At 45.3% G+C, this 9,535-nt stretch carries 11 protein-coding genes; 4 read left to right on the top strand and 7 right to left on the bottom strand.

The genetic code is table 11. From position 1 onward, the window contains the following. Positions 1–259 precede the first annotated feature (259 nt). The 7 genes from DK415_RS08970 to mobA form a co-directional block, all read right to left on the bottom strand. The gene (locus tag DK415_RS08970; protein WP_109433339.1) at positions 260–1,189 is read right to left on the bottom strand and encodes an AEC family transporter; all 930 of its coding nucleotides are present in this window, start codon (positions 1,187–1,189) and stop codon (positions 260–262) included. 46 nt (positions 1,190–1,235) lie between these two features. Next, a complete protein-coding gene (locus tag DK415_RS08965) occupies positions 1,236–1,478 on the bottom strand; it encodes a recombinase RecA (RefSeq protein WP_109433338.1) in 243 nt (80 codons plus the stop codon). A gap of 56 nt (positions 1,479–1,534) precedes the next feature. Next, on the bottom strand, positions 1,535–3,199 hold the full coding sequence (locus DK415_RS08960; protein ID WP_109433337.1) for a fructose-specific PTS transporter subunit EIIC: 1,665 nt from the start codon (positions 3,197–3,199) through the stop codon (positions 1,535–1,537). A gap of 4 nt (positions 3,200–3,203) precedes the next feature. After that, a complete protein-coding gene (gene fruK, locus DK415_RS08955; RefSeq protein WP_109433336.1) occupies positions 3,204–4,145 on the bottom strand; it encodes a 1-phosphofructokinase in 942 nt (313 codons plus the stop codon). A 2-nt stretch (positions 4,146–4,147) separates the two neighbouring features. Continuing rightward, the gene (gene fruB / locus DK415_RS08950) at positions 4,148–5,686 is read right to left on the bottom strand and encodes a fused PTS fructose transporter subunit IIA/HPr protein (RefSeq protein ID WP_109433335.1); all 1,539 of its coding nucleotides are present in this window, start codon (positions 5,684–5,686) and stop codon (positions 4,148–4,150) included. 112 nt (positions 5,687–5,798) lie between these two features. After that, positions 5,799–6,320, bottom strand: coding sequence for a hypothetical protein (locus DK415_RS08945; protein ID WP_109433334.1), 522 nt, complete (start codon positions 6,318–6,320; stop codon positions 5,799–5,801). Positions 6,321–6,406: 86 nt separating this feature from the next. After that, positions 6,407–6,994 carry a molybdenum cofactor guanylyltransferase MobA gene (gene mobA, locus DK415_RS08940; RefSeq protein ID WP_109433333.1) on the bottom strand — a complete coding sequence of 196 codons (588 nt, stop codon included), beginning with the start codon at positions 6,992–6,994 and terminating at the stop codon, positions 6,407–6,409. Between the two features lie 74 nt (positions 6,995–7,068). Here mobA and DK415_RS08935 point away from each other — a divergent pair, with 74 nt between their 5' ends. From DK415_RS08935 to trmA, 4 genes are all read left to right on the top strand, one after another. After that, the gene (locus tag DK415_RS08935) at positions 7,069–7,335 is read left to right on the top strand and encodes a YihD family protein (protein ID WP_109433332.1); all 267 of its coding nucleotides are present in this window, start codon (positions 7,069–7,071) and stop codon (positions 7,333–7,335) included. 21 nt (positions 7,336–7,356) lie between these two features. Then, the gene (dsbA, locus tag DK415_RS08930; RefSeq protein WP_109433331.1) at positions 7,357–7,974 is read left to right on the top strand and encodes a thiol:disulfide interchange protein DsbA; all 618 of its coding nucleotides are present in this window, start codon (positions 7,357–7,359) and stop codon (positions 7,972–7,974) included. Between the two features lie 59 nt (positions 7,975–8,033). Next, a complete protein-coding gene (locus tag DK415_RS08925; RefSeq protein ID WP_109433330.1) occupies positions 8,034–8,363 on the top strand; it encodes a MaoP family protein in 330 nt (109 codons plus the stop codon). Positions 8,364–8,436: 73 nt separating this feature from the next. After that, positions 8,437–9,534 carry a tRNA (uridine(54)-C5)-methyltransferase TrmA gene (trmA, locus tag DK415_RS08920; protein WP_109433341.1) on the top strand — a complete coding sequence of 366 codons (1,098 nt, stop codon included), beginning with the start codon at positions 8,437–8,439 and terminating at the stop codon, positions 9,532–9,534. Position 9,535 lies beyond the last annotated feature (1 nt).

Below are 9,535 nucleotides of genomic sequence, written 5' to 3'. Positions count from 1 at the left end.
TTCGGCATATAAGGTTGAGCTAATGCGTTAATCTCTTGTGACAAACACTGCATTTGCACCGTCAGCTCATCTTGCTTTTCTTTTAGCTTTAATAGGCGTTCCACTAACTCGTGTTTCAGTAGCTTCTGTGCCATAATAAAAATCCCTATCGAGTTAAAATTTCAATAGGGATTTTAAGGTTTTTAATCGGTTAAATCTTTGTGCAACTGCTACATAATACCGCGTGTTTTTAAAACATCCTCAAAATCCACCGCACTTTTTACCACAACTGATACAACGCAATAATAAAGGGCATACTAAACATACAAAGGAGAGTAGTAACCCCATAAATAGCACTGGCTTTTTGCGGATTATTCCCAAAAATTAACGCCATTTGCGTGACCGTCGAAGCCGCCGGGCTCGTTGTCGCAAGGAAACTAATCAAAGCGATCGTTTCACCGTTTTGTACCCAACCTGAAAAGCCGCAAAGTTTAACGACAACCATTAAAAACAGCGGAATCACTAACAAACGCAGAAACGTCACCAAATAAATTCGTTTAGACGAAAAAAGAGCTCGCAGTGGAATAGAAGCAATCAGCATGCCCGCAATCAACATGGCATTCGGACCAATAAACATCCCGACGGAAGACAACGTACCATTGATGGTATCTGGCAGTTTAATTTGCAAGGCAAACATCACTAAACCCATCATGATCGACCAAATGTTGATATTTTTTAGCACTGTTTTCAGCGTTAAATTGCCCTTTCCGGCAATAATCAGGCGACAGTGTGTCCAAAACATAAACGTTTGCACGATAATAAAACAACTGGCGTAAACCACCCATTCTTTACCGAACAATCCCATCACCAACGGAATAATTAAATTACCTGAATTGGCATAAATCGATGCCGCATGCTCGATAGGATCCAATTTCAGCGTTCTCTTTAACACCGTACCGATAATCACCAGCATGCCATGTAAAAACACTGCCATACCAAAAGACAGCATTAATCCCTCTAGAATTTCCGGTGTATACGAAATCTGGAAGGCCTCAATCATGACGGCAGGGCTAATAATATACAAACCGATAATAGACAATGGCTTACTGTCTTCTGATTTCAGTAATTTGGCTTTTACCAACCCATAACCCATTAAGACAATGAGCGTGAGCTCAACAATTTTGCTACCAAGAATAAATGCGATATCCATAACTATCTTTCGTCAATAAAATGTCTCTGTCTCGTTTAAAATGAGGTTATTTTTGAGACATCACTTTTGCCCAATTCACCGCTGTTTCAATGGCTTTTCGAGCTTGTGGGCTATTGCGCCAACAGGTTGAACCCGTGATTTCAGCACCTCTTTGGAGAATAAAATCAGGGCTGGTCACCGCCAGTATTTTGACGTCATCTAATCCCATTTCTTCCAAACGCTTTAAGATTGTTGCGCCGATACCTTTTTGAGATAAAAGGCTACGTTTTTCCTCTTCACTAAATGGCATAGTATTTCCTCATAAGGTAAAAAATGCGGTGAAAATCCACCGCACTTTATTCCACTTTATGCTTCCGCCTTTGGTTTAATCACCGCATAAATCACACCGGTGACGACGGAACCTATGGCGATAGCCGCAAGATACATCAACGGCTCAGAAACAAACGGCACCACAAATAAGCCACCGTGTGGCGCTTGTAATGCAATGCCTAAACTCATGGAAATGGCGCCTGCAGTCGCACCACCTAGCACACTGCTGATAATCACACGGAGCGGATCTGCCGCCACAAATGGCAATGCCCCTTCGGAGATAAAACAGAAACCAAGCACGAAAGAGGCTTTACCCGCATCACGTTGATTGGAAGTGAATTTACTGCGCGCTAACCACGTGGCGATTGCCATACCGATCGGTGGCACCATGCCTGCTGCCATTGCCGCTGCCATTGGAGTGTAAACCTGAGAGGCGATCATGCCCACGGAGAAGGTATAAGCCGCTTTGTTTATCGGACCACCCATGTCGATACACATCATGGTGCCGATAATCACGCCAAGCACCATGGCATTCACATCGCCCATGGATTTTAGCCATTCACTCAACGCCGTCATGATTTTCGCAACAGGCGGGTTAATGAGATAAATCATGGCTAAGCCGACAATGAAAGACCCCAATAACGGCAAAATTAAGATCGGTTTAAGGGACATCAGGCTTGGTGGTAATTTAATCACATCATTAAGTCCTTTCACCACATACCCCGCAAGGAAGCCGGCGATAATGCCACCTAAAATCCCCGCGCCTGCGGTCGTCGCCAACATCCCGCCAATTAACCCCACGGCAAGTCCCGGACGGTCGGCGATGGAGAACGCCACATAACCGGCGAACACTGCGATCATTAAGTGGAACGCCGCGCCACCACCGATATCCATTAAGGCTTTCGGCAAGCCACCCGCGATGTTTTCGTCTTTGAACGCTTCAATACCGAACATAAAGGAAATAGCGATAAGCAAACCGCCTGCCACCACCAACGGCAACATGTGCGATACACCTGTCATCAGATGCTTATAGACGCCTTTTTTCTCGCCGCGCTCTTCGGCTTTCGCCGCAGACGTTGCGCCGCCTTCGTAAATTTTGGCTTCTTTAAAGGCTTTATCAAATTCTTGCGCGGTTTTCTTCAGCGCAAGCCCCGTGGAGGTGCGATACATTAATTTGCCTTTGAATTTATCTAACGGCACGTCAATATCCGCCGCCACAAACACCAAATCGGCTGCCGCCACTTCTTCTGCCGTGATTTCATTGCCCGCACCCACTTGTCCGCGGGTTTCCACTTTCACCTGCCAGCCTTGTTGTTTGGCGTAGGTTTCGATAGCTTCGGCAGACATGAACGTATGCGCTACGCCTGTCGGGCAAGCGGTCACCGCCACAATATTTTTCATTTTATCGTTAGAAACGACCGCACTTTCAGCAGGCGGAACATAATCCTGCGCCTGTTGAATGGCCGTGTCTAACAAGTTTTCGGGTGCGTTGAAATGTTCGTCAATTTTTGCCAAAAACACTTTTTTGCCATTAAATCCGGCATTATTGGGTAAAACATTTCCCAAAACGATGATCAAATCCGCCGCCTCGGCACTGTCCACGATTTGATGTTGCGCTTGCGCGGCTTTGCTTAGCATTTCACGCAACAAAAAGGCCTTTGCATGACCGAAGTTGGCGGTTGGGGTTAAATAAATATGCATAAGATTATCCCTCAATGACAGTAATGTTGACATTGTTTAAAATTGGTTCAAGCAAAGTGCGGTCAGAAATGCCCACGTTACTTTGCGACACGGCAAAAGCGGACACCGCACTGGCAAAAGCCAAGGTTTCTTGCTGTGAAAAGCCGTTGATTAAGCCGTAAATCAAGCCAGCCACCATAGAATCGCCGGCACCGACGGTACTCACCACGTTTTTGCATTTTGGCGGTTGAGCTTGGATCACAGCCTCGTCACTTAACCAAACGGAACCTTGAGCGCCCATGGAAATAATCACATTGGCAATGCCTTGCGCTTTTAATTTTTTGGCAGCAGACACAATTTCTTCTAGTGAATTTAAGGTATAACCCACCCAGGCTTCTAATTCGCGGTGGTTGGGTTTCACCAACCAAGGTTGTGCGCTCAAGCCCGCAGTTAGCGCTGCATTACTGCTGTCTAACACGACTTTTATACCCGCCTGATGGAGTTGTTTTAGCCAATCGGCGAACAAGTCCGGCGTCACGCCACGCGGTAAACTACCGCACACGGCAACGATGTCGAAGGATTTGCAATACGCAAGAGAATCCGCCACAAATTGTTGCCACGCACTTTCACTGATTTCATAGCCTAAAAAGTTTAAATCGGTAACATCCGCGTCGGTTTCGGTAATTTTTACGTTGATTCGGGTTCTGCCCGGCACGCGTTGGAATTTGTCTTGTAATCCCAGTTTGTCGAATAAGGTGACAAAATCCCCTTGGTTATCTTCACCAAGAAAACCGCCCACCGTGACATCAACGCCTAAATCTTTTAACACTTTCGCCACGTTAATGCCTTTACCTGCAGGAAAAAGCCCGAGGGTTTCCACGGTGTTGACTTCGCCCAATTCGATACGTTTTAAACGCCCGACCAAGTCATAAGCGGCGTTTAAAGTGATAGTTGCGACTTTTGCCATCATTATTCCCCTAATCCTGCGTTAATTACTGCACCGATACCCTCAATAGCTTGTTGCGCTTGCTCGCCACTGGCGACAAAACGCAAACGATGGCCTTTCACTACCCCTAACGCCACCACTTTCATCAGACTTTTTGCACTGACCAACGGTGTATCGCGATCAAGATTTTGTACGGCAATATTGGCGTTATATTTTTTTACTTCACTGACGAGAATCGCTGCTGGGCGCGCATGCAATCCATGTTCATTTTTTACTTCGAAAATGCCTTCCACGGATTCACTCGGATTTTCCACCGCACTTTCACCACTTGGCGTGGAAATTGCCGGCACAACTTGCTCCATCACTTCAATGCTGTCCGGTTCGCTTGGTGGTACCGCAGAAATAGTTTCGCCAAGCCCTGACGCAATCACCTTACCAATAGCTTCAACTGCAGCTTGTGCATCATCGCCCTCCGCCACAAAACGCAAACGATGCCCCTGGGTCACGCCCAAGGCGACAATTTTCATCAGGCTCTTAGCGCTCACCGGTGCACTGGCTCGAGTGAGGTTTTCCACGGTAATTTTAGACGCGAATTTTTTCACTTCGTTAACCAAAATGGCGCTTGGACGGGCGTGTAAACCGTGCTCGTTACGAATAGTAAAGGTGCCGACAACGCTGCCGGCAGCCACAGACGGCACGGCAGACGCAGTTGATGTCGCCTGTGTCGCAGCTTGCGGAATCGGCTTGCCGTTTAATGCTGCAGCAATCTGTGCGTTGTCGCCGTTTAACAAGATTTGCTGTACCTTGGCATCTAACAGACGGGCTAAAGTTTCGTCAATTTGCTCGTTGGCATAAGCAACCGTCACCACGCCATGCACAATTTTATTATTCAAATTAAACGCCTGTTTTGCGCGACTGAACGCCATCCCATTCTTTTGGTTTCCTACGGCGGCATCAGTCACCCATAAGCCTTGCGCTAACGGCAATGCCGGATTGGCAATGACTTCCGAAACGTACTGATGATTGACCGCACTTTGTTGTTCTAATTTGCCGGCGTTAATGGCGATTAAGGTAAGCAAACTGCTGGTGTCCACATCTAAGCTGATGTTTTCATCAACCACATTAAATTCGTCCGCTTCACCCATTAAAATGGCGCGGAATTTTTTCACATCGGTGAGCGTGGCTAATTTTTCTGCCGTGTCTTCATCGCCGAGCACGTGAGTCAGTTGACGCAATAATGCCAAATGTTCGTCAGAACGCGCCGCAATACCGATCACCACATAAGCAATATTGCCTTCGCCCCATTCAATCCCTTGTGGAAACTGGAAAATCTGCACGCCGGTATCTTTCACCATACTACGGGTTTCTAACGTGCCGTGCGGAATGGCGATGCCATTGCCTAAAAACGTTGATGTTTGTTGCTCGCGCCCTAGCATGCCTTGTAAATAACCGCTTTCCACATAACCGGCCTGCTCTAGTGCGTTTGCCGCCAGCGTAATGGCTTGTTGTTTATTATCGGCACTCGCCGCCAAATGAATGTTACTTTCAGGTAAATTAAACATTCTGTCTCCTTGTTTCTACGAGGGTATAAATGGGGTGCTGAATAATGCAAAAACCTTTCAGCTAAGATTTAAAATACAAAAAACTGCCGGTAAAAACCGACAGTTTTGTAAATTATTTTCCGGTGCATAATTTGAGTAATTGCTCGGAACCTTGCACGATATATTCGTCATTTTCAGACCGCACTTTGTCTTTTTTCAAATCTAACATGGCGTCATAAATACCTTGGGTCACGCTCGGTGTATCAATGCGGCTCCAGCATTTGGCATTCAGTTTGCCAAAATTATTTTGCAACGCAGAGGCATGTACAACGCCGCTGTAGTAGGCATAAACATCGGAATCCTGACCTTGCGGGCTATACAGTCTTTCTTTGATTTGTTCAACAGGAACAAGAATTCGACCTAAATACCAATCATTGGCGCCACTGGCGAAAGAATTCACATTAAAATCGCTGTGCACGCGCCCTTGGTAGGTTGCGACCGTAGCCTCATACGCGGTGGCGTAAGATTTTTGGTCAATTTTATCTTCGTCTAAGTCAATGACCGTTTTTTTGTCGCCCATGAAAGGCACATACGAGGAAAGGGAGCAAGCGCTCAATAAAGAGGCTAGGAAAAGAATGGAAAGTTTCTTAATCATAAAAATCCTTGAATTTCGGTGGAAGAAAACAAACTAACTCAAGCGTGGCGCTCATTATACTGTTTCTGCGGTGCGCAATAAATAGCTCACGAGGATTGCACGTTAAACTGCTGTAACTCATCCAATGTGTTGATATTGGTAAACGCTGCCTTATTTTCTGAGAAATCCACACTCACCGCCCCGTTTTGGCGCATAAACTGCAACATTCTACGATCGCCGGCAGCCAAATAAGCCGCAAGTTTATCTTTTAGACCACATGCCATTAAACAAAACGTAGGATGTTCACGCTCGCCATCATGCACATACGCAATAGAAACGCCGTGAAAATCCACCGCACTTTTTAATTTTTCCAGTAAATTGTCTGGGAAGAAGGGGCTATCACAAGGCACAAATAAGACAAAATCCGTCTCAGATCGTTCCAGCGCGGTCAGAATCCCACTTAACGGCCCTTGAAAGCCTTCAATCTTATCGCCAAACACCGGCAATCCGGCGGCAGCATAAATAGCCTGATTGCGATTGGCGTTAACAGAAATATGTTCCACCTGCGAATGCAGGCGATCATAAATAAATTGAAATAGCGGTTTTCCCTGCAGGGGCTGCAAGCCTTTATCGACACCGCCCATGCGTTTTGCTTGCCCGCCGGCTAAAATGACTGCGCTAATTGAAATTGTCATGCTTCTTTGTTTTCTTATGAAGTTAATTCAAGTATGATCCCGCCCGTTTATCTCACAATAATAAGGAAATGCGTATGAAATGTCATCGCCTGAATGAAGTGTTGGAACTTTTACAACCTTACTGGTCTAAAGACCCCGATTTATCATTAATGCAAATTATGCAAAAAATTGCCGACGAAACCGGATTTGATAAACCGCTCGCAGAATTATCTGATGAAGTCATCATTTACCACCTGAAAATGGTCGGCAAAGATAAATTCGAGCCAATTCCCGGCATTAAAAAAGATTACGAAGAAGACTTTAAAACTGCGTTATTAAAAGCGCGCGGTATTATTAAATAAATTGATTATTAAGGATAACAAATGAAAAAATGGCTATTTTTAGCGCTGACAGCAGCGCTATCTGTTTCTGTTCAAGCGGCTGACTTAACGGAAGGTAAACAGTATGTTGTGGTAGAAGGACAACAACACACTGCACAACCGGAAGTATTAGAGTTTTTCTCTTTTTATTGCCCGCATTGCTATTACTTTGAAACCCAATTTCACATTCCACAAAAAATTAGTGAGAGCCTGCCGGAAGGCACGCCATTCAAGCAATATCACGTGGATTTTTTAGGTCGCCAATCTGAAAACCTCACGCGCGCTTGGGCATTAGCTATTGCAATTAAAGCGGAAGAAAAAGTCAAACTGCCATTATTTAAAGCGGCACAAGCCAATACATTGAGTTCTATGAACGACATTCGCCAAATTTTTATTGATAACGGTGTCTCTGCCGAACAATTTGACGGCGGTATCAATAGCTTCGCCGTAAACGGTTTAGTCACCAAACAGCAACAGTTAGTGGAAAAATACCAAGTGCGTGGTGTGCCGGATTTCTATGTAAACGGTAAATACCGTGTAAACATGGAAGGGTTGGCGCATGATGAAAACACTTTTGTGACCGAATACGTCGAAACCGTAAAAGGTTTATTGCAAAAATAAACAAAAATTGGTTTAATGCCTGCCGATTTTTATTTTCGATACCTATTTTAGAGGATTATATGGCTGAGAGTTTTAGCGTAACCCGTCGTTTTTTTGACGACAAAAACTATCCGCGCGGCTTTGCCCGTCACGGTGATTACACCATCAAAGAAGCACAAGCTTTAGAACAATACGGACAAGCCTTCCGCGCATTAGATTCAGGCGAACGTAAGCCGTCAACCAAAGAAGAGAAAGACTTCGTGGCTTTCTGTCGCGGTGAACGTGCAGCGGAAACTTTCTTCGAGAAAACGTGGAATAAATATCGCAGCCGTATTTCCACCAACAAACGCCTTTACACCTTATCCGGCGTGGTTGGCGTGGATAATCTGGACGACTACTCGGCAGACTAATCACTTAAACAACAATCAGAAGGCTTGGGATTCCGAGCCTTTTGTTTTTACGACCGCCAATTCCATGAATGCTATGCTTAATTTACCCGTTGATCGTTACGCCGAATTGCTCGCAGAAAAGCAGCAAAAACTGACCGCACTTTTATCGCCATTTGACGCGCCTGATTTGCAGGTGTTCGCCTCGCCTACACAACATTTCCGCATGCGGGCAGAATTTCGTATTTGGCACGAAGGCGATGATTTCTACCACATCATGTTCGACCAACAGAGCAAACAACTTTATCGGGTGGATAATTTTCCTATCGCCAGCGAACTGATTAATCGAATGATGACGGCATTGTTACCGTTGTTAAAACAGCAAAAAGCATTACACCACAGATTGTTCCAAATCGATTATTTAAGCACCCAAAGCCAACAGATTATCGTCAGTTTGTTGTATCACAAAACCTTAGGTAAAGAGTGGCAAACCGCGGCGCAAACCTTGCGTTCACAACTCCAACAGCAAGGTTTTAACGTGCAAATTATCGGACGTGCCAGCAAACAAAAAACTTGTCTGGAGCAAGATTATGTGGATGAAATCTTATGCGTGCACGGCAAAGACTACATTTATCGCCAAGTGGAAAATAGCTTCACGCAACCGAATGCGACAGTGAATAGCAAAATGTTGGAATGGGCGGTGGATTGCACCCGCAATAGCCACGGGGATTTATTGGAGCTTTATTGCGGCAACGGCAATTTTTCTATCGCGCTGGCTCAAAATTTCCGTAAAGTGTTAGCCACAGAAATTGCTAAGCCTTCGGTCGCCGCCGCGCAATTTAACATCGCAGCGAATCAGATAAACAATTTACAAATCATCCGAATGTCAGCGGAAGAATTCACGCAAGCTATGCAGAGCGTACGCGAATTTAATCGCTTAAAAGGCATTGATTTGAAAGCCTATGAATGCAATACCATTTTCGTTGATCCGCCACGTGCCGGCTTAGATGCGGAAACCGTTAAATTGGTGCAACAATATGAGCGCATTTTGTATATTTCCTGCAATCCGCATACGCTATGCGACAACCTGAAAACACTCAGCCAAACCCATCGCATTGAAAAAGCCGCCTTGTTCGATCAGTTTCCTTACACGGAACACATGGAAGCAGGCGTTTGGTTAGTGAGAAAGGGATAAA

Origin of the sequence: Aggregatibacter segnis (genome assembly GCF_003130075.1) — a bacterium.
In the GTDB taxonomy this organism is placed as follows: domain Bacteria; phylum Pseudomonadota; class Gammaproteobacteria; order Enterobacterales; family Pasteurellaceae; genus Aggregatibacter; species Aggregatibacter segnis_A.
Note: the sequence above shows the minus strand (reverse complement) of the source record. Positions and strands in the feature narration are given on the sequence as shown.

Coding starts and splice junctions, on each gene's coding strand:
- DK415_RS08970 (WP_109433339.1), bottom strand. CDS start 1,189: ATGGATATCGCATTTATTCTTGGTAGCAAAATTGTTGAGCTCACGCTC.
- DK415_RS08965 (WP_109433338.1), bottom strand. CDS start 1,478: ATGCCATTTAGTGAAGAGGAAAAACGTAGCCTTTTATCTCAAAAAGGT.
- dsbA (WP_109433331.1), top strand. CDS start 7,357: ATGAAAAAATGGCTATTTTTAGCGCTGACAGCAGCGCTATCTGTTTCT.
- mobA (WP_109433333.1), bottom strand. CDS start 6,994: ATGACAATTTCAATTAGCGCAGTCATTTTAGCCGGCGGGCAAGCAAAA.
- DK415_RS08935 (WP_109433332.1), top strand. CDS start 7,069: ATGAAATGTCATCGCCTGAATGAAGTGTTGGAACTTTTACAACCTTAC.
- fruK (WP_109433336.1), bottom strand. CDS start 4,145: ATGGCAAAAGTCGCAACTATCACTTTAAACGCCGCTTATGACTTGGTC.
- trmA (WP_109433341.1), top strand. CDS start 8,437: ATGCTTAATTTACCCGTTGATCGTTACGCCGAATTGCTCGCAGAAAAG.
- fruB (WP_109433335.1), bottom strand. CDS start 5,686: ATGTTTAATTTACCTGAAAGTAACATTCATTTGGCGGCGAGTGCCGAT.
- DK415_RS08960 (WP_109433337.1), bottom strand. CDS start 3,199: ATGCATATTTATTTAACCCCAACCGCCAACTTCGGTCATGCAAAGGCC.
- DK415_RS08945 (WP_109433334.1), bottom strand. CDS start 6,320: ATGATTAAGAAACTTTCCATTCTTTTCCTAGCCTCTTTATTGAGCGCT.
- DK415_RS08925 (WP_109433330.1), top strand. CDS start 8,034: ATGGCTGAGAGTTTTAGCGTAACCCGTCGTTTTTTTGACGACAAAAAC.